Annotated in this window: 19 protein-coding genes; 15 read left to right on the plus strand and 4 right to left on the minus strand. The window is 32.4% G+C overall.

Annotated elements, in window-relative coordinates:
- Positions 1-316 precede the first annotated feature (316 nt).
- The 6 genes from KJ849_01295 (at position 317) to holA (ending at position 5,277) form a co-directional block, all read left to right on the plus strand.
- A complete protein-coding gene (locus tag KJ849_01295; GenBank protein ID MBU2599209.1) occupies positions 317-1,342 on the plus strand; it encodes an NTP transferase domain-containing protein in 1,026 nt (341 codons plus the stop codon).
- A gap of 8 nt (positions 1,343-1,350) precedes the next feature.
- Positions 1,351-2,298 (plus strand): ribose-phosphate pyrophosphokinase, encoded by a 948-nt coding sequence (locus KJ849_01300; GenBank protein ID MBU2599210.1) that lies wholly within the window; start codon positions 1,351-1,353, stop codon positions 2,296-2,298.
- Between the two features lie 11 nt (positions 2,299-2,309).
- Positions 2,310-2,969, plus strand: a complete 660-nt coding sequence (locus KJ849_01305; protein MBU2599211.1) for a 50S ribosomal protein L25 — start codon at positions 2,310-2,312, stop codon at positions 2,967-2,969.
- A 2-nt stretch (positions 2,970-2,971) separates the two neighbouring features.
- A complete protein-coding gene (pth, locus tag KJ849_01310; GenBank protein MBU2599212.1) occupies positions 2,972-3,529 on the plus strand; it encodes an aminoacyl-tRNA hydrolase in 558 nt (185 codons plus the stop codon).
- A 52-nt stretch (positions 3,530-3,581) separates the two neighbouring features.
- Entirely contained in the window at positions 3,582-4,100 is a 519-nt protein-coding gene (locus tag KJ849_01315; GenBank protein ID MBU2599213.1) for a hypothetical protein, read from the plus strand.
- Positions 4,101-4,263: 163 nt separating this feature from the next.
- Entirely contained in the window at positions 4,264-5,277 is a 1,014-nt protein-coding gene (holA, locus tag KJ849_01320; GenBank protein MBU2599214.1) for a DNA polymerase III subunit delta, read from the plus strand.
- Here holA and rpsT read toward each other — a convergent pair.
- Positions 5,252-5,554, minus strand: a complete 303-nt coding sequence (gene rpsT / locus KJ849_01325) for a 30S ribosomal protein S20 (protein MBU2599215.1) — start codon at positions 5,552-5,554, stop codon at positions 5,252-5,254. The two genes, holA and rpsT, sit on opposite strands and share 26 nt — an antisense overlap.
- 156 nt (positions 5,555-5,710) lie before the next feature.
- Complete coding sequence (locus KJ849_01330) at positions 5,711-7,282, minus strand: hypothetical protein (GenBank protein ID MBU2599216.1); 1,572 nt, start codon at positions 7,280-7,282, stop codon at positions 5,711-5,713.
- 298 nt (positions 7,283-7,580) lie between these two features.
- On the opposite strand from KJ849_01330, the gene KJ849_01335 reads away from it, so the two are divergent.
- The 9 genes from KJ849_01335 (at position 7,581) to recJ (ending at position 17,363) form a co-directional block, all read left to right on the plus strand.
- A complete protein-coding gene (locus tag KJ849_01335; GenBank protein ID MBU2599217.1) occupies positions 7,581-8,417 on the plus strand; it encodes a hypothetical protein in 837 nt (278 codons plus the stop codon).
- A gap of 211 nt (positions 8,418-8,628) precedes the next feature.
- Positions 8,629-10,686, plus strand: coding sequence for a diguanylate cyclase (locus tag KJ849_01340; GenBank protein MBU2599218.1), 2,058 nt, complete (start codon positions 8,629-8,631; stop codon positions 10,684-10,686).
- A gap of 83 nt (positions 10,687-10,769) precedes the next feature.
- Positions 10,770-12,287 carry an O-phosphoserine--tRNA ligase gene (gene sepS, locus KJ849_01345; GenBank protein MBU2599219.1) on the plus strand — a complete coding sequence of 506 codons (1,518 nt, stop codon included), beginning with the start codon at positions 10,770-10,772 and terminating at the stop codon, positions 12,285-12,287.
- An 18-nt stretch (positions 12,288-12,305) separates the two neighbouring features.
- Positions 12,306-12,680 carry a glycine cleavage system protein H gene (locus tag KJ849_01350; GenBank protein ID MBU2599220.1) on the plus strand — a complete coding sequence of 125 codons (375 nt, stop codon included), beginning with the start codon at positions 12,306-12,308 and terminating at the stop codon, positions 12,678-12,680.
- Positions 12,677-13,156, plus strand: coding sequence for a cyclic pyranopterin monophosphate synthase MoaC (gene moaC / locus KJ849_01355; protein MBU2599221.1), 480 nt, complete (start codon positions 12,677-12,679; stop codon positions 13,154-13,156). The genes KJ849_01350 and moaC overlap by 4 nt, the downstream gene beginning before the upstream one ends.
- Positions 13,157-13,332: 176 nt before the next feature.
- The gene (locus KJ849_01360; GenBank protein MBU2599222.1) at positions 13,333-14,301 is read left to right on the plus strand and encodes an ROK family protein; all 969 of its coding nucleotides are present in this window, start codon (positions 13,333-13,335) and stop codon (positions 14,299-14,301) included.
- Between the two features lie 170 nt (positions 14,302-14,471).
- Positions 14,472-14,981 (plus strand): MogA/MoaB family molybdenum cofactor biosynthesis protein, encoded by a 510-nt coding sequence (locus tag KJ849_01365; protein ID MBU2599223.1) that lies wholly within the window; start codon positions 14,472-14,474, stop codon positions 14,979-14,981.
- Positions 14,968-15,633 (plus strand): MgtC/SapB family protein, encoded by a 666-nt coding sequence (locus KJ849_01370; protein MBU2599224.1) that lies wholly within the window; start codon positions 14,968-14,970, stop codon positions 15,631-15,633. Before KJ849_01365 ends, KJ849_01370 begins: the two co-directional genes overlap by 14 nt.
- A gap of 8 nt (positions 15,634-15,641) precedes the next feature.
- On the plus strand, positions 15,642-17,363 hold the full coding sequence (recJ, locus tag KJ849_01375) for a single-stranded-DNA-specific exonuclease RecJ (protein ID MBU2599225.1): 1,722 nt from the start codon (positions 15,642-15,644) through the stop codon (positions 17,361-17,363).
- An 86-nt stretch (positions 17,364-17,449) separates the two neighbouring features.
- Here the strand turns inward: recJ and KJ849_01380 are convergent, their stop codons facing one another.
- Positions 17,450-18,361, minus strand: coding sequence for a PorV/PorQ family protein (locus tag KJ849_01380; GenBank protein MBU2599226.1), 912 nt, complete (start codon positions 18,359-18,361; stop codon positions 17,450-17,452).
- A 211-nt stretch (positions 18,362-18,572) separates the two neighbouring features.
- Positions 18,573-18,716: a hypothetical protein gene (locus KJ849_01385; GenBank protein ID MBU2599227.1), complete on the minus strand. Its 144-nt coding sequence runs from the start codon at positions 18,714-18,716 to the stop codon at positions 18,573-18,575.
- Positions 18,717-18,928 lie beyond the last annotated feature (212 nt).

Below are 18,928 nucleotides of genomic sequence, written 5' to 3' on the forward strand. Positions count from 1 at the left end.
TAATATGACTGAAATGTGGAAGATATTCAATGGAAGAGTGGGTCAAGGTTCTCCTGCTCCTCCTTGATAATTTGTCCAGTAAAAGATATGGGTAAAGATAAGTTGATAAAGGGGGAAAGTAGCAAAGCCACAGGGGGATTTGAAGATGCCGTTGAAAGGGCGATCTATTTTGGCTTGACAATTTATTAAATTTGCTTAACATTAATTTCTACTTGACATTAATTTCTATTACCATATACTTAAGTAAATATAATTATAGTTAATCAGATAAATCTTTAGACTACAGAAAATTAAGTATTAAAAATAGATAAGCACCATGGAAAGAGATACGATCGCGGTTATATTAGCAGCAGGAGAAGGAACAAGGATGAAGTCTGAAGTTCCTAAGATTCTTCATAAACTATGCGGTCTTCCCATAATTAACTATTCTTTAGATAACACCGCCAAGCTTTCATGGATAAAAGAGACTTTAGTTATCTTAGGATATAAAGCTGAGGAAATAAAAAGTGTTTTACCTTCAAGTTTAAAGGTGATTATTCAACGAGAGCAATTAGGAACTGGCCATGCTTTAATGCAGATCAAGAAAGATTTAGAAGGTTTCAAGGGAAATATCTTAGTTTTATGCGCTGATGCTCCTTTACTTACTTTAGAAACTTTAGAAAATCTGTATCAATGCCATAAAAGGAATAATGCTGCGGTTACCATTCTTACCGCTATCTTAGATAATCCTAAGGGATATGGAAGAATGGTTCGAGATAAAGAAGGCTATCTAAAAAAGATTATTGAAGAACTCGATGCCACTTCTTTAGAAAGAGAGATTACGGAAGTTAATACCAGTATTTATTGCTTTAATTGGCCAGAGCTATTACCAGTTTTAGATAGTTTAGAACTTAATCAAAAAAAGGGAGAATATTACCTTACTGATTGTGTTGAAAAACTCATAGAAAAAGGCTTAATGGTCACCTCTTTTCAGACTAAAGATCCTTATGAAGCTTTAGGTATTAATAATCGTCTTCATCTTTCCGAGGCAGAAAGTAAATTAAGAAGAAAGATCTTAGAAAATTTAATGCTTCAAGGAATAACCATCTTAGATCTTAATTCTACCTTTATCGATCAAGAGGTAAAGATAGAACAAGATACTATTATTTACCCATACACTATTATTTTAGGAAATACGTTCATTAAAAATAGATGCTTAATTGGTCCTTCTTCTTGTGTCATAAATTCTCAAGTAGAAACCGATTCTAACATTTTTGCTTCCTTTATTGTCAATAGCCATATTGAGAGAGAAACTACTATTGGTCCTTATAATTACTTTAAAGATAATCAACAACTTAAGTAGAGGATGTTATGCCTAAAGAATTAAGTTTAAAGATACTCTCTGGGAATTCTAACCACAAGTTAGCAGAGGAAATATGTGAATACTTATTTGTTCCTTTATGTAAGGCTGAAGTATCATCTTTTAGCGATGGTGAAACCTTTGTTCAAATTAATGAAAATATTCGAGGAGCAGATACTTTTATTATTCAATCAACTTGTCCTCCGGCTAACCAAAATCTCATGGAGTTGTTAATTATGATTGATGCCGTTCGGCGATCTTCGGCTCGTCGCATTACAGCGGTAATACCTTATTATGGCTATGGCCGACAAGATCGAAAAGTCCAACCACGAGTTCCTATTACTTCTAAGCTGGTAGCAAATTTAATCACTACTGCTGGAGCAAGAAGAATTCTTTCTATGGATTTTCATGCTGGTCAAATTCAAGGTTTCTTCGATATTCCAGTAGATCATCTTTATGCGGCACCAGCCATAGCTGATTATTTTAAGAAGAGAGAGATTAAAGACTTGGTAATTGTTTCTCCTGATGCTGGAGGAGTCGAGAGAGCTAGGGATTTTGCTAAAAGGCTTAAGGCCAGTATTGCCATCATCGATAAAAGAAGACCAGAGATAAATAAATCAGAAGTAATGAATGTGATTGGAGATATAAAGAATAAGAACTTAATTATCTTAGATGATATAATCGATACTGGAGGAACGATTGCTAAATCTGTCATTGCCTTAAGAGATAAAGGAGCAAAAGATATTTATGTTGCCTGTACCCATCCTGTATTTTCTGGTAAGGCTATGGAAACATTAAGTAAAGTTGGAATTAATGAAGTAGTCATTACCAATACTATCTTTTTTGAAAAAGAAGCACCTGAAGGTTTGAAGATTGTAGAGTTATCGGTAGCTAAGCTATTAGGTGAAGCTATAAATCGTATTCATATTGATGCTTCAGTCAGTTCATTATTTACCTAGGAGGAGATTTTATGAAGACAGTTTCTTTAGGAGCAACTATTAGAAAAGGCACCAAAAAAGGATATAGCCGAAGATTAAGACAAAGAGGATTTATTCCGGCAGTGTTATATGGACATAAGGAAGAACCATTATTATTGGAGTTAGATAATAAATCTTTAAAAAAAGCTTTATTTACAGAAGCAGGGGATAATATTATTATAAATTTAGAAATCAAAGAAGGAGAAAAGTTTTTTTCTAGAACCACTATTTTAAAAGAAAAACAGACCCACTTTATTACTAGGGATATTACCCATATTGATTTTCAACATATATCTTTAGATGAAAAGGTAGAATTTAGTATTCCTATCCATATAGTAGGAGAACCTAAGGGAGTTAAAGAAGGAGGTATTTTAGAGCAAAATTTATGGGAAATCGAGGTAGAGAGTTTACCTTCCCAAGTCTTAGAAAGCATTAATGTAGATATTAGTAATTTAGGAATAAATGAGAGTATCTATGTTAAGGATATTAAATTAACAGAAGAGGTAAAAATACTTTCTGATCTTGAGCTACTAATAGCAACCGTTAGGCCAATGGTAGAAATAAAAGAAGAAGTAACTACAACAGAAAAAACTAAAGCTCCTGAGGTAATTAAAGAAAAAAGAGAAAAGGAATCTGAAAGTGAAGAAAAATAACTATGTTTTTGATAATAGGATTAGGTAACCATGGTTTCTTATATCAAAAAAATAGGCATAATATAGGATTTAAAGTCATAAAGATACTTTCCCAAGTTACAGAAATAAAAGTTAATCAAAGGAAATGTAAGGCTAAAATAGGCAAAGGAGTTTATCGATATAAAGAAATTATTTTAGCTAAACCTCAAACATATATGAATAATAGCGGAGAAGTAGTTATTAATCTTGTCCAAACATATAATATTGATCCTTCTAAAATTATTGTGGTTTACGATGATTTAGATTTAACTCTGGGAAAGATTAAAATTCGTGCTAAGGGTAGTTGCGGAGGACATAAGGGATTAAGATCTATCTTAGAGTGTTTAAATACTCAAGAGATCAAAAGAGTTCGGGTGGGCATAAATCCGGGTTTTAAAGTTTCTAATTCTTCTGGATTTGTCTTATCTAATTTTACTCCAGAAGAAGATCTAGTTATTAATGAAGTTATCTTAAGAACAGTCCAGGCTATTTTATCTATTATTGAAGAAGGATTAGATATAGCCATGAATATTTATAATTAAGAGTAAGTTTACCTTTTAGCTCAAAAGCAAACTAACTCAAAAGCAAACTAAGATGAAGAGTCTTAAAAATTTTCTGATACTATTTTTTTTAATCTTAATTACAGCCAGCTGTGCCCATACTCCTGCACCTATTCTTCCTCTTGACATTAGGACCATCAATATTTCTATTTTTTCTAATAAAACTTTAATTTATGGCTTAGAAAACAAACTAACCGATAAGATTATAGAAAAGTTTATCTTAGATGGACATTTAAATGTAATTTCAAATAAAAAAACAGACACCATACTTTCGGGAGAAATTATTTCGTATCATAAAGAACCTTTATCTTATGATAGAGAAGGTTATATAACTAAATACAAGTTATGGATACTGATAAATGTTTTCCTAACTGATAAAGATAACAAAGAAATTTGGAAAGAAAAATTTGAGGGATCTATTATTTATATTCCTTCGACTTCATCATTATACTCTCCTTCTCATATCGAATATGAAACTGAAGAAGACGCCAGAGAAGCTCTTTTTGAAAATCTTGCTTGGGATATAGTTAACAGAACTATTGAGGGTTGGTAATTCTTGTTATACTAAGTTGCATTCAAAGAAAAACTTATTCGTCATTGCGAGGAGCAAAGGCGAGGAGCAAAGCAACGAAGCAATCTTAATGGAGAATGCCAATTTCCTGTATCAAATATGAGTTTTTAGGTATTTTTTTACGTTATTTTGCCACCAGTTTATTATGTCCACTTCTACCTACCAAGAATTTTTAAAGCAATTAGAAAAAAATAAGCTATCTTCTTTCTATCTTCTCTTGGGTTCAGATAAAAGTTTGATTTCTGAAGGTATTAATAAATTAAAAGAATACCTCTTTCTTAATCTTAATCTTACTTCATTTAATATTAATTACTTTGGTGAAGAAAGTAAATCTCTTTCTGAAATAATTAACGTTTGCGAAACTTTTCCTTTTGCTTCTTCTAAGAGATTAGTAATCATTGAAGATATTTTAATTTTTTCCCAAAAAGAACAAGAAGAATTATCCAAATATCTTGAAAAAATTCCAGTTTATCTTCATTTAGTCTTATCTGCTCATAATTTAAAGAGTAGTCATTTTATCTATAAACTTGCCCAAAAAAATAACTCTCTCTTTTGTTTTTATCCTCTTTCTTTTTTCCAAATGGCTGATTATATTAAAAAGTTTAGCTTCAAGAATGGTTTAATATTTACTCCTCAAGCCACAACTTACCTGATAGAAACACTTGGTCAAGATTTGGTATTTTTAAAGAAAGAATTAGAGAAATACTTACTTTATTTTGATAAAAATAAAGAAGTAGATAAAGATGATTTAGCTCTTATTATTAGCCGACCTTCTTATCAAGAAGAGATCTTTAATTTCTTAGCAGCTCTTGGGGTTCGTAATCTTAAAGATTCTATTTATTTCTTTAAGAGGTTAATGAATAAAGGAGAACCAGTGGTAAAGATATTTTTTATGATCACCAAACATTTAAGACTCTTGTATCAGTTAAAATCATTAGACTTAGAAAATAGTGCCCCTTTCGACATTTTAAAAAGATTAAACTTAAGATCAGTAAAACAAGCTTCAAGCTTACTTTCTCAATCTAAAAATTATTCTCAATTAGAACTTAAAAATCTTTACAAAAAACTTGTAGAAATAGATTGCCAGTTGAAGACTCAAAGCCAAAACCATTCTTCAGTAATAATGGAGATATTTATTGTTGACTTATGCCAGAATTGATAAAATTAATCTTTGTAGCTAAGCGAGATTTTTTGTGGTTAGCAGTATTTTTATGAATGATGCCTTTTTGGGCCGCTTTATCTATAGCTTTAGTAAATAGTCTATAGGTTTCTTGGCTTTTGTCAGCATCTTTTTCTTCTAGGCTCTTGATTACATTTTTAGCCAGTGTTTTAACCTTAGATTTAGTGGAAACATTTCGTAGTCTTCTTTTTTTATCTTGTCCAACTCTTTTTAATACCGAGCTACGTTTCTTTTTTACTTCACTTTTTTCTACCATATTATAAACTCCAGGATGAATAATAAACTTTTTATTAAACTAACATTTTGCTTTCCAGTTGTCAATAGATATTTTTCAAATTGTTAGCTACAAATAGAAATGTTCTGTTGTTCATGTTGGTAGTTCTTTCTATTGATCTATCCAGGTGAATATCCGTTAAAAGGTACTAGTTCCTGTCTTCTCTTGGAGATAGTAGATAAAGGTCTTCCACCACAAATTCCATCCTTTTTCTGCAACGGTGTTGTAATCTACAGTATAATTAAGTCCATCCTTGTTATTCCAAGCTCGATCAAAATATTCTATAAACCTTTTACTCACTTCAGGAGCACCTTCTACCAGTAAATTAGCTTCTAAGTTTAAATCAGCAATATTACGGCGGGTCCAGTTTGCTGATCCACACATAAATTGGTATTTTTGGGTAATAAGATTTACAATACAAATAGCTTTGTGATGAAACTGCTCCCCACGAGTATCTGCCCATCGGATACTTATATTAGTCTTACCTATCTTCTTTAATCTAATTAATTCGGCAGCGACAGGACGATTAGGAATACCATTTTTAGTATGACCAAAGGCATCACGATTAGCATCTAATATTATCCGGACATTTGCTCCCCTGAGAACAGCTTTTTTAATTCCTTGAATTACTCTTCGATCAGAAAGATAAAACATGGCTATTCTTACTTCATCTTTCTTTTTGGTCTTGTCAAGCATTTCAAGAAGACGATCTTTAATGGCCCCTTCCGTGAGCCACGTTACGGTAGTTTTTCTTTTTTGCTGGAAAGTTTTTTGTTTAAATGACTCTCTCTCTATGTAATTTCGAAGATAAAAAAGTAGCTTATTTACTTCTCCTTGTTTGTTATTTAAGATATTTTTTGGGTTTTTTGCTGACCATTCAATACCAGCAAGTTCTGCTGACAAAGCAATCTTGACTATTTTCCCGCTAACAAGTAATCCACAATTGGAATGAGCAGAACTACTATCAGATGGATTAAAACTAGTGACTATCATTTTCCATTGGTTATCTAAGGTATTAGCGATAATAAGCTTACGGTGATTTGCTTTAAAGAAGAGAATCTGACTAAGTTGCTTTAAGCTGATCTTTGAACTATCTTGATTGATGAGATTTGGAAAAATTGGCTTTTCTAATAATCTCTTCAATAAAGGTACCTTACTTAAATATTCGTTTATTATTTGGCCAGGAATACTATAAATAAGATGACTATCTACTAAGTAAGATAAATCGGTAAAGACTACTACAATTCCAGCATCTACCAGATGGTGAAAGAATTGAGGTTCCATCTTTCCGTAAATGCGATTAATAGGATCTGTTAATACCAAGATCTTTATCTTGGGGTGGGTTTTTTTCTTATTAATAAGGGCGGTAGCTAATTTCAAAGAGACTTTCCGATAATCTTCAGAGGTGCTTCCTTGGAAATTATTCCACAAAAAGAAATCAAGGTAGATAAAGTCTTTAGCCCTTTTAATAAGGAATAGTATTTCCTTAAAGTTTTCTTGATGAATGACACGTTTATTAGTCTTGGGATTAAATGCAGTTGTATCAAGGAGTAGTCTTATTTCATTTTCAGAGATAGGAGAAGTTTTGCAAATATGTACTCCAGAAGGCAAGCTAAGTATTTGAGTAAAATGAAAGACGGCTGTTAAAATAATAAGACTCAGGATAGTAATTAAACTTATCCATTTAGTTATCTTTTTTATGTTGGACATTTTTTATTATTTTGAAATAAGTAAACATACTTTAATTAATCGAAATTATTAGATAGAAGATTAGCAAACCCATGAAAAAAAGTCAATATTTTGTATAAATTAACAGTGATTTTCATTTTGCTGTTACACAAAAGAAAGATTTTATGGTAATGATTTTTTAATTATGTTATAATTAAAGGTATCTTGTTGTCTAAGAATTTGAAAGTGCTTTTAAAATTGTCATTCCTTGCTTTGCTTGGAATGACTAAAGTTGTCGCCTAAGACAGTCTAATTTAATTATAATAACTTTTGGGTATATATGGATAGCAAAAAAGATAGAAAATTTGAAGATTTAGAGAAGAGAGAGAAAGATTTAGTCATCCTTAGAGAAAGATTAAACCTTGTTTTAGAAGAAAAAGATAAAGAGTTGAGTTTGCTAAAGAGGGCTCTTGGCAAAGCTACTTCAAGATCAGAGGAAATAAATAAGGAATTTGACGAATTTGTTTATTTTGCTTCTCATGACCTAAAGGGATCTTTGCGGAGTATTGAAGCTTTTAGTAAGTTTTTACACGAGGATTATAGAGATATTTTAGATGAGAAAGGCAGAGAATATCTTGAGGTATTAAATGAGTCCATCCAAAGACTTAAGGCTCAAGTTGCAAGTTTAGGGGAATTGGCTAAGATTAGAGAAGATGCTTCTTCTAATGAAGAATTTAATTTAAAGAAGATAGTTATTAAATCAATTTTAAACTTAAAAGATCTAATTAAAAAAAAGAAGCCAAAATTTTCTTTTTATAATCTCAATGTTGGGGCTTATGGAAATCCTTTGTTGATTGAAAAAGTTTTGTCAAATCTTATCTCAAATGGTCTTATCTTTAATGATAAAAAGAAGATAACTTTGGAAATAGGGAGTATAAACAAAGAAGAAGCTTTTTCTGTCTATGTAAAAGATAATGGAATTGGGATAGAAGAGTTTTATTTTGAAAGAATATTTCAAATTTTTCAACGGGTAGGGACAAAAAATTATAGCGGTGTGGGAGCAGGTTTAACTATTTGTAACAAGGTTATAGAAAAACATAGAGGAAATATTTGGGTAGAGTCTAAAGTGAGTAAAGGAAGTACTTTTTTCTTTACTTTACCGCCTAAAAAAAGTTAATAAATAAAGGAAGTAATTTTGTAACCGTTCAGCCGTCAGCTAAGGCTAACAAAATCAGGTAGTAGTGTGTTAAATACTCTTCTCTCTCTTGCCTTAATGGACTGATTCTTAATAAAATTGCTATCTGAAAACTGATACTTGAATATTTACAAAGTTTTTTATTCATTTTACCAGCCAAAAAGAGTTAATAACTTAGCTAACAGGTAATCATATGAAGATTAAAGTATTATATATTGAAGATAATTATGCTGATTTTTTAATGTTAAAGAGAATCTTAGAAGTTAAGGGAAGATACTTTACCTTAGAAAATGTTGGTAGCAGCGAAGAAGCTTTGACATTTCTTAAAAGAAAGAGTCTTGACTGTATCTTAATTGACCGTGATCTTCAAGATGGGGGTAGTTTAGAATTATTGAAAAAGATTAAATGTGATTACCAAGAAATACCGGTAATCATTCTTAGTAATTATGAAGAAGAAAAGGTTGCTTTTAGTTATCTACAAAATGGGGCCGTGGGTTTTATTAGTAAAGATGAGATCTTAAATGGCCAGATCTTAAATAAGGTGGTAGATTGTATCTTCATTAAAGAAAAACCTCAAGAGGTACTCTTAAAAGAAAGAGAAGATTTAGACAGGGTTTTATTTGAAAGAGGAACAGCTCGGATCTATCAAGCATTATTGAAAAATATGAATGAGGGGTTGATTGTCTTAGATAATAAAGGAAGAATTATTTTTGTTAATAAAGAAATAGAGAAGCTGTTAGGTTGTTCAAAGAATGAAATTATAGATAAAGAGATCTTTGGGATGATCGATAAAAAAGATTTAGATCTTTTAAAGAAAAAGTTAAATAAGATCCAAAAAGGTGAAAAATGTTTTTATGAAATTAATCTTTCTTATCAAAAGAAAAAGATTCCTGTCTCTATAAACCATGCTCCTTTTCAGGAGGGAGAGGTAATTAAGGGAAGTTTATGCTTAATCAATGATCTCTTTAAAATAAGAAAGTATGCTCAAAAGAGCAAAAAAAAAGAGGAGGAGTTAATAAAGAAGTCTATTACTGATAGCTTAACAGGAGTATTAAGCTACACTCAATTTTTATACTTACTTAAGATTGAATTTGAAAAAACAAAGAGATACTTTACCGATCTATCTTGCCTGATCATAGATATAGATAATTTTAAAAGGATAAATGAGGAATATGGTTTTAAGTTTGGAGATAAAGCCTTAAGAGAAATAGCAGAGATGATTACCAGAAACTGTCGTAAAAGTGATGTTATTGCTCGTTTTGGAGGGGAAAAATTTATTGCCTTATTATCTAATACTAATTATCAAAATTCTTTAATTGTCGCTGAGAAACTAAGGAAGATTATTGATAATCACCATTTTACAGATAAAGATTATCTTATTAAGATTACCTTTACAATAGGAGTTTCTTCGGTAATAGAAGACGGAGTAAAGACAGCAGATGCTTTAATAGAAAATGCCCAAAAAGCAGTAACGGTAGCTAAAAAAGAAGAAAAGGGTAAGATCTTATCATTTAAAGATATTATTGTTACTCACTCTGAATTAGACCTTAAGGAGTCAAAAGTAACTAATTTACAAGAGAAGATCCTTGATATTACTCAAACTACTAAAGAATCGTATGTCGAGTCTTTGAGGTCTTTAATTATGGCCTTAGAAGCAAGAGACCTATATACTAAAGAACATTCTGTTAATGTTTCCAAGTATTCTTATTTAGTAGCTAAAGAGATGGAGCTTTCAGAAGATCAAGCCAGATTAATTAAGACAGCAGGATTAGTCCACGATCTTGGAAAGATTGGTATTAGTGATGCTATCTTATTAAAGAAAGGACCTTTAAGCGATGAAGAAAGAAAGGCCATCCAAATGCACCCTATCTATGGAGTAAATATCATTCATCCGATCCATTTTTTAGCTGAAGAACGACCAATTGTCTTATATCATCACGAAAGGATTGATGGTAAGGGATATCCCGAAGGATTAAGAGGCAAAAGAATTCCTATTGGGGCGCGAATTATGAATGTCGTAGATTCTTTTGATGCCATGTCTTCTCCTCGTCCATATCGAGACCCGTTAAAGGTAAATGAGGCAATAAAAGAATTAATAAATTGTGCTGGCAGCCAATTTGATCCCGAAGTAGTATATAATTTATTAAAAGTATTAATAAATGAAAGACTAATTCCTGATATCTTAAAAGAAGACAGAAGATTATATGAAGATATCATGTTAAAATGTCATGAATATCATCTTAAGTATTAATCGGAAAGTATTAATTGGAAAGTATTAATTGGAAGTGTTCAGCTTGAAGCTTTCAGCAAAAGAGAGCTATAAAAGAGAGGTTGATGATGGAGGTATCTTTAAAAGAAGAGACTAAAAGAGAACGAGGAAAAGAACACCCTGTTTCTGCTTTAAGTGTAAAGCTAAGAGAGATCTTTTTAGAATTAGGACTTGACGAAATTATTAATCCAATGGTTGTAGAGGAAAGGGATATTTATCTTCAGTATGGCTCTGAAGCGCCTTTAATCTTAGACCGAGTTTATTACTTAGCTGGTGTAGATAGAGCAGATATAGGTCTTTCTAATCACAAGGTAGAAAAGATTAAGGAGATTATTCCAAATTTTAATAAATTAGAAGAGCTAAAAGGATACCTAAGGAGGTTTAAAGAGGGAAGGATAGAAGGAGATGACTTTGTGGAAGGCTTGGTTAATGAATTAGCGGTCTCAGAAGAACAAGCCTTATCTTTAATTGAAAAGGTATTTCCTGAATTCAAGGAACTACGTCCTGTTCCTTCTAAAAAGACCTTAAGGTCTCATATGACTGCTTTATGGTATTCTACGATCGCTGCTCTTTTAAGTCAAAAAAAGTATCCTTTATCCTTATTTTCTATGGGGCCCAGATTTCGTAGGGAACAGAGGCAAGATAGTAGTCATTTATATGAAAGCACTTCTGCTTCTATCGTGATCGTAGATGAGAATTTTACTTTAGAAGATGGAAAAAAGATTACTCAAAAGATATTAACTTGTTTAGGTTTTTCTAATTTTGAATTTAAAATAAAAGGAGTAACTAGTAATTATTACGCTCCCGGCACTGATACCGAAATATATGCTGAATTTGGCAGTCAAAAGGTAGAAGTAGCTAATCTTGGATATTATTCTAAAGAATCCCTAACTAATTATGGTATAAAATATCCAGTATTTAATCTAGGGTTAGGAGTAGAACGACTTTCTCTCTTATTAGAAAAAGCTAAAGATATTAGAGAATTAGTGTATCCTCAGTATCTTCATATTATTGAACTTACAGATGAGGAAATTATCTCTACTTTAAAACCTTGCCAAGAGCCGGCTACTCCTGGTGGAGAAAAGTTAGTTAAGGAATTAGTGGAAAAGTGCCTTGCCCATAAGGAGACCATTGGTCCCGTGGAGATCTTAATCTACGAAGGAGATTTTTTAGGCAAAGAGATTAAGATTTGGGTCTATAATTGGGACATGGGAAAGAGTTTAATGTCTTATGCTTATCTAAATAAGATATTTGTTTATGAAGGAAGTTTATATAGTCTTCCCCCCAGGGATTATTTAAAAAAGACAACCGAAGTGAAGAATAAGTTTTTGGAAGTTTACGATAAAGGAAGAGAGAGTAATCTATCTTTTATGGACCTGATTATGAAGAAGTTTATCTTTGAAATAGAAAAAACTTTAGCCAAAGGGGAAGTAAGTTTAGATATAAAATTTAAGATGATCAAGAGGCTGGGTGAAGTTAATCTTTATATTTCAGATTATGTGAATAACTATATTACCTCTAATAATAAAAAGATATTAGTAGGAGGTCCTTTATTTTTTGGATTAAAAGCTTTACTTTCTTAAAGAAGAAAGGAGATAATCTTGGAGCGTTCCTGGCCTAAGGAGTTATTTTATCATAGAGATCATTGTTGGGTAAAAGTAGAGAATAATAATCAAGTGATCATTGGCTTGGATGAGTTTTTTATAAAGAAAGCCGGGGAGATAAATAAGGTAAAATTACCTTTTGAAGGTGATGAGATAAAAGTAAATGAAAGCTTTGGAGAGGTTTTAACAGTTAGTGGAGATATCAAAGTAGTTGCTCCTCTTTCTGGAGAAATTATGGAGGTTAATTTAAATTTAGAAGACGATCCTCAAGTCTTAATGAAAGATCCTTATCAGGAAGGTTGGATGATGAAGGTAATTGCTTCAAATTTAGAGGATGAGATAGAGATGTTAATAAAAGGAAAATCTTCTTGAAAGAGAATACTCTTACTCACTTTGATCTTCAGGGCAAAGCTAAGATGGTAGATATTAGTCATAAAAAATCTACCTTACGGACAGCTAAAGCTGAAGGAATAATCTTTATGCAGAAAGAGACTTTAAGTTTAATTAAGTCTCACCAAGTAATTAAGGGTGATGTTCTTACGGTAGCTAAAGTTTCAGGAATTTTAGCCAGTAAAAATACCTCTTCTTTAATTCCTATGAGCCATCCTATAAAGATTACTAATGTTGACCTTACTTTTGAGATAGATGAATCTGAGTCAGCCATAAGAGCTATCTCTAAGGTAGTAGCTTTTGATAAAACAGGTGCTGAAATGGAAGCTCTTACCGCTGTGGCGGTTTCTCTTTTAACTATTTATGATATGTGTAAAGCTGCGGACAAGAAGATGGTTATTTCTAATATCTATTTAAAGGAGAAGACCGGTGGAAAAAGTGGTAATTCTTTTACCTAGAAGGAGATTTTCTTGAGAAAAAGAATTAAAATCACCTTTTAAAAGAGAAGACCGGTAGAAAAAGTGGTAATTTTTACCTAGAAGGAAAATTTTCTTGAGAAAAAGAATTAAAATCACCTTTTAAAAGAGAAGACCGGTAGAAAAAGTGGTAATTTTTACCTAGAAGGAAAATTTTCTTGAGAGAAAGAGTTAAATCACCTTATTTAGCTAAAGCTACCATCGGAGTTGATATTGGAGGCAGCAAGATAGAGAGTGCTTTAGTTCGCGCCGATGGAAGTGTACCTATTAGTATCAAGATTGATACCCCTTCGGCGTTAACTACGACGAATATTATTCAAGCTATTTATGCTTCTGTTGATGGAGTCATTTTAGAGAGAAAAGAGTATATTAGGGGTATCGGTGTTGGTGCTCCTGGCCAAGTAGAGCTTCGGACGGGAAAGGTTATTCATGCCCCTAACCTTAGTTGCCAAAATCTTCCCTTGAAGGAAATTCTCCAAAAAAGGTACTCTCTGCCGGTATTTGTTGATAATGATGTTCGCTGTGCTCTATTAGCTGAGCATAGACATGGAGTAGCCAAAAATATTCTTGATTGTCTTTGTATGTTTGTCGGTACGGGAATTGGGGGAGGAATTATGGTCGGTGGTAAAGTCTTACGTGGAGTGACTAATTCTGCTGCCGAAATAGGCCATATGACCTTAGAAAAAAATGGCCCCAAGTGTGGTTGTGGTAATTATGGATGCTTGGAAAGCTTAGCTTCTGGACCTAAAATAATTGAGGATGCCGTGGAGAGACTTAAAGGAAGAAATTCGCTCATTAAAGATCTGGTAAAAAATGATCTTAGTAAGATAAATATTAATTTAATTCAAAAAGCCTTTGAAGAAAAAGATAAAGTAGCTATTGAAGTTTTAGAAAGAGCGGCTGATTATATTGGCATAGGAGTAGCTACTTTGGTAAATATCTTAAATCCGAAAATGGTAATCTTAGGAGGAGGGGTAATCAATGCTTCTCCATCTTTATTTGAAATGATAAAAGAGGTGGCATTAAAAAGGGCAATAAAGATTTCAAAAAGTAATCTCAAGATAGTCACCTCTGAACTGGAAAAAAATGCTGGAACGATAGGGGCAAGTTTGTTAGTAGAATTTTAAGGTTATTTTAAGAGGTATTGCTTTGAATAAAGCTGGTATATGATTTATCAGGTGATAAACGAGCAATGGGAGTAAGTTATTTTAAGAGGTATTGCTTTGAATAAAGCTGGTATATGATTTATCAGGTGATAAACGAGCAATGGGAGTAAGTTATTTTAAGAGGTATTGCTTTGAATAAAGCTGGTATTTTAATTATTAGTGATAAAGCCTCAAAAGGAGAAAGAGAAGATTTATGTACCGCGGTCATAGAAGAATTATTAAAGAAGATTAAGATTAAGGTGTTAAGAAGTGAGATTATTCCAGATGAAGAGATCTTAATTTCTAATAAACTCATGGAATGGACAGATATTGATCACTTAAATTTAGTGGTAACTAGTGGCGGCACCGGGATCGGACCTCGAGACGTCACTCCAGAAGCAACTAAAAAAGTTATCGAAAAAGATATTCCTGGTTTAGCAGAAGCCATGCGATTATTTACTTTTCAAATTACTCCCAGAAGCATAATTTCTCGAGCTTTAGCGGGAATGAGGAAAAAGAGCATTATTATAAATTTACCAGGAAGTCCTAATGCATGTCGAGAATGCTTAGAAGTAATTTTAAATACTCTTCCTCATGCTTTAGAGATAGCATCTGGAGAGAAGATGGAATGCGCAAGAGAGGTGAAAGATGTTAGTAAATGACTTAGAAATTATTATTAGAATTGTTTTATCTTTGGGACTTTCTTTAATTATTGGTTTAGAAAGAGAAATTCATACTAAACCAGCCGGGCTTAGAACACACATTTTAGTTTGTGTAGGATCTACTCTGATGATGTTAGTTTCTCTTTTTATGTCGCAAAGATATGAAGAGATTTCACCTTCCCGAATAGCAGCTCAAGTAGTAAGTGGCGTGGGTTTTTTAGGGGCCGGAACAATTATTGTCTCCCGAGGATCAATAAAAGGACTTACTACTGCCGCAAGTTTGTGGGCAGTAGCCGGGATAGGCTTAGCCGTAGGAGCAGGATTTTATAAGGGAGCTGTTTTTACCACCCTTTTAATTATTTTTACTCTTCTTTTTTTTGAATTGCTCGAGAAAAAGATCTTTAAAGCTAAGGAATATAAACAAATTATTCTTAAGGTTGGTTCTTTAAAAGAGATCACCAACTTAGTTAAAGATGTATTGCTAAGATACCATAGCCAGATAAAAGATCTAGAGATAAAGCACTTTCAAAAAGAAGGAGAGATTAAATTTACCGCTAAGATTCCTGAAAATATCAGTACTATCGAAAATATTGCCTTGGATTTACTGAAGATAGAAGATGTTCTGGAAGTAGAAATTACTAAATTAAATTAGAGTGTTTTATGTTTAAGACTAAAGAAAAAAAGTGGCGTTTTTTGCATTCTGACCATCAAAGCTTAAGAGATAGTCTTTCTCAAGAGATAAATATTTCTAAAATTTTAGCTGAACTTCTTATTAACCGCCAAGTTAAAGATGTTTCTGAAGTGGAAAAGTTTCTCTACCCTAAATTAGAACATCTCCATAGTCCTTTTTTGTTGAAGGATATTTCTAAAGCAGTAGAGAGAGTTAAAAGAGCAATTTCCAAAAAAGAAAGGATCTTAATTTTTGGAGATTGGGATGTGGATGGTATTTGTAGTTGCGCTCTTTTAACTCGAGTTCTTTCTCAATTACAAGCCAACTTAAGTTATTTTATTCCCTCTCGAGAAGAATATAGCTTATCTTCTAATCTGATCAAGCAATTTCACCAAGAAAAGGTTAATCTTATTATTACTGTTGATTGTGGGATAAGTAACATCGAAGAAGTAGTTTATGCCCATTCCTTAGGAATAGAGACAATTATTATCGACCATCATGAGCCTAAAGAGGAGTTACCAGAAGCAGATGCTATTGTAAACCCTAAGCAAAAAGGATGCCTTTATCCTTTCAAGGAATTAGCTGGAGTAGGAGTAGTCTTTAAATTTATTCAATGCCTTTTATCTTCTTTTAGCCAAAACCAAGGGGAAAATTTAAATCTCCATAACTATATTTATGAAAACTATTTAGATTTAGTAGCGATAGGAACTATTGCTGATGTAGTGCCTTTAATTGAAGAAAACAGAGTAATGGTTAAAATAGGTCTTACTCATCTTAAAAATACCAAGAAAGTAGGGTTAAAGGCCTTGCTAAGCCAATTAAACTTAACCGAAGAAGAGCTTTTTAGTAAAGATATTTCTTGGAAATTAGCTCCTGTCTTAAATTCAGCAGGTAGGATGAACAAGACTTCTTTAGGAGCCGATTTACTTTGTATTAAAAGTTCTGCTCAAGCTATAAATATGGTAGAAGAACTTATCAAGATAAACCGAAGTCGGAAGATCTTATTAAAAGAAGGAACTTCCTTAATCTCCAATTTATTTTCTGAGCAAGTTGACCTCTCTCAAGAAAAAGTAGTCATCGTTGCTATTAATGAAGGCTATTCTGGTATTACTGGGATTTTAGCTAATAGACTTTTAGATGTATATTTTCGTCCAACCATAGTCTTTAGTGTCAATGGAGATATAGCCAAGGGTTCAGCCAGAAGCTTAGAAAATTTTAACTTAGTTGAAGCTTTAAAATACTGTGAAGATTTATTGATCAGATATGGTGGGCATAAAGGAGCGTCAGGCCTTGTTATTCATAAAGATAATCTCTTAAGGTTTAAGATAAGAATAAATGAGTATGCTCAAAATTTATTAAAAGATGAAGATTTACTTCCTGAACTCTTCATAGATTGTGAAGTGGCGGTGGAAGATTTAACTATGAAATTGATAGATGAGATGAAGTTATTAGAACCATATGGAGATGGTAATCCACAACCTCTCTTTATCCTAAGAAGTGTCGATATTTTAAGTTGTCAAATGGTAGGAAAAAACAAAGACCATCTAAAATTAAAAGTAGGAAATACTTTTCAAGAAATAGACGCTATTGGTTTTAATATGTCTAATATGGCCAAGGATAATCTTTCAAGATGTGACTTAGCTTTTCATTTTAATGTTAATGATTATAAGGGTTTGAGATTGCCTCAATTACAGATAATAGATCTCAAATAAATGTAGAGACTTATAGTAATGTTGAGTTTATCTCTAGTTTGAAATTGCCTCAATTACAGATAATTTTATTTTTATCTACTCTCCTCCTATATCCTAATCCCTAAACTTACCTGATGAGTATCACCTAAGTCTCCATAAGGGACAAAAGCATAATCAATAAAGAGAGATCCTAATTTTAAGCCAAAACCAGCGGTAAAGTTTTTACCAATATCTTTAGGACCGGTTAGATATCCAGCTCTTAAAGCTAAGTTTGCTAAGGAGATTTCCACTCCGCTATGATAATGAGCTTTATTATCATTGGGAAGATTAACATCAACAGATAAAAGGAGATGGTTCTTCATAGCGGATAAAGCTACACCTGCTTTTAAGCATTGATGAATAGGCTCCTCTTTATCTTTATACTTTAACTTTCCTCCTAAATTAGTATAGACTGCCCCTAAAGAGAGTCTGTCTTTCTTAAATAAGAGACCCACATCTCCAGTATAAGATAAATCAGACTTACTATCTATAATCTTAGATTTAATTAATTTTAAGTTGAGACCCAGAGAGAGATATTTAGCCACCTCGGTGCCATAAGAAAGAATACCTGCTAAATCAGTAGCCTTAGAAATGCTATCTGGTTCGAGGGTATCACTAACTCTTACTTCAATATCATCGACTATTAAACCAAGGACACTTATGCCTATGGCAGACTTACCTTTATTGATAGGGGTAACATAAGATAGATAGCCATGATTAATTCCTTGGAAGTGCTTATTATACATTGTCATTATCTCTTCTTTTTTAATTTGAACAAGTCCTGCTGGATTCCAATGAGGTGCCGTAGCATCATTAGCTATAGCTACATAAGTTTCACCCAAGGCAGAAGCTCTTGCTCCAATTCCAAGTTTTAAGAAAGTAGCGGTAGTAGTTCCTATATCAAAAACAGAAGAGGCATCTATGTTTAAAGGTAAAAGTAAAGTTAAAGATAAGATGGCGATAATCATTTTAGTAAACATAGCCTAAGCCTCCTTTTTTAAATATCTTTATTTAGGATAATACTTATTTGTTAATTTATCAAGGTTTTTTTTATTTATGTGTTAGCCACAAATAGAAATGTCCTGTTTTTCGTCAAATAGAAATGTCCCCTTTTATATTAACCAGAAGATATTCTTTTTTCCATCTGTTTATATTTTTTAAGGTTTATCTTAAATCTTCTCCAGGGATGATCTATTGGAGAAATATCATCTTTCTTATCTTTAATTGCTCCTTTTCTTCTTTTGGTTTTAATGGTCTTTTCTCTATCTTTTTGTATTTGAGTTCAATACCATTGTATACAATGTCTATGGTATTGTCTATTCTTTCTTCTACCACAAATCCCTTGACTTTTGGATAGTCCTTGACTACAATTAACAAATAAATAAAAGAAGGAGGATAAAAATGCCAAGAGTCATAGATGATGCAGGCATAGAAAAGGTGCTCTCAAGATTAGATAGAGAAGAGAGAGGGGCAATTGTCTATCGGGGAATCCTGTTCAGGCTGCCGGAATTGAATGTTCGCCTTGAGAGGGCCAAGAGAAAGGTCAA

The organism is bacterium, from assembly GCA_018830565.1.
Lineage (GTDB): Bacteria > UBA9089 > JAHJRX01 > JAHJRX01 > JAHJRX01 > JAHJRX01.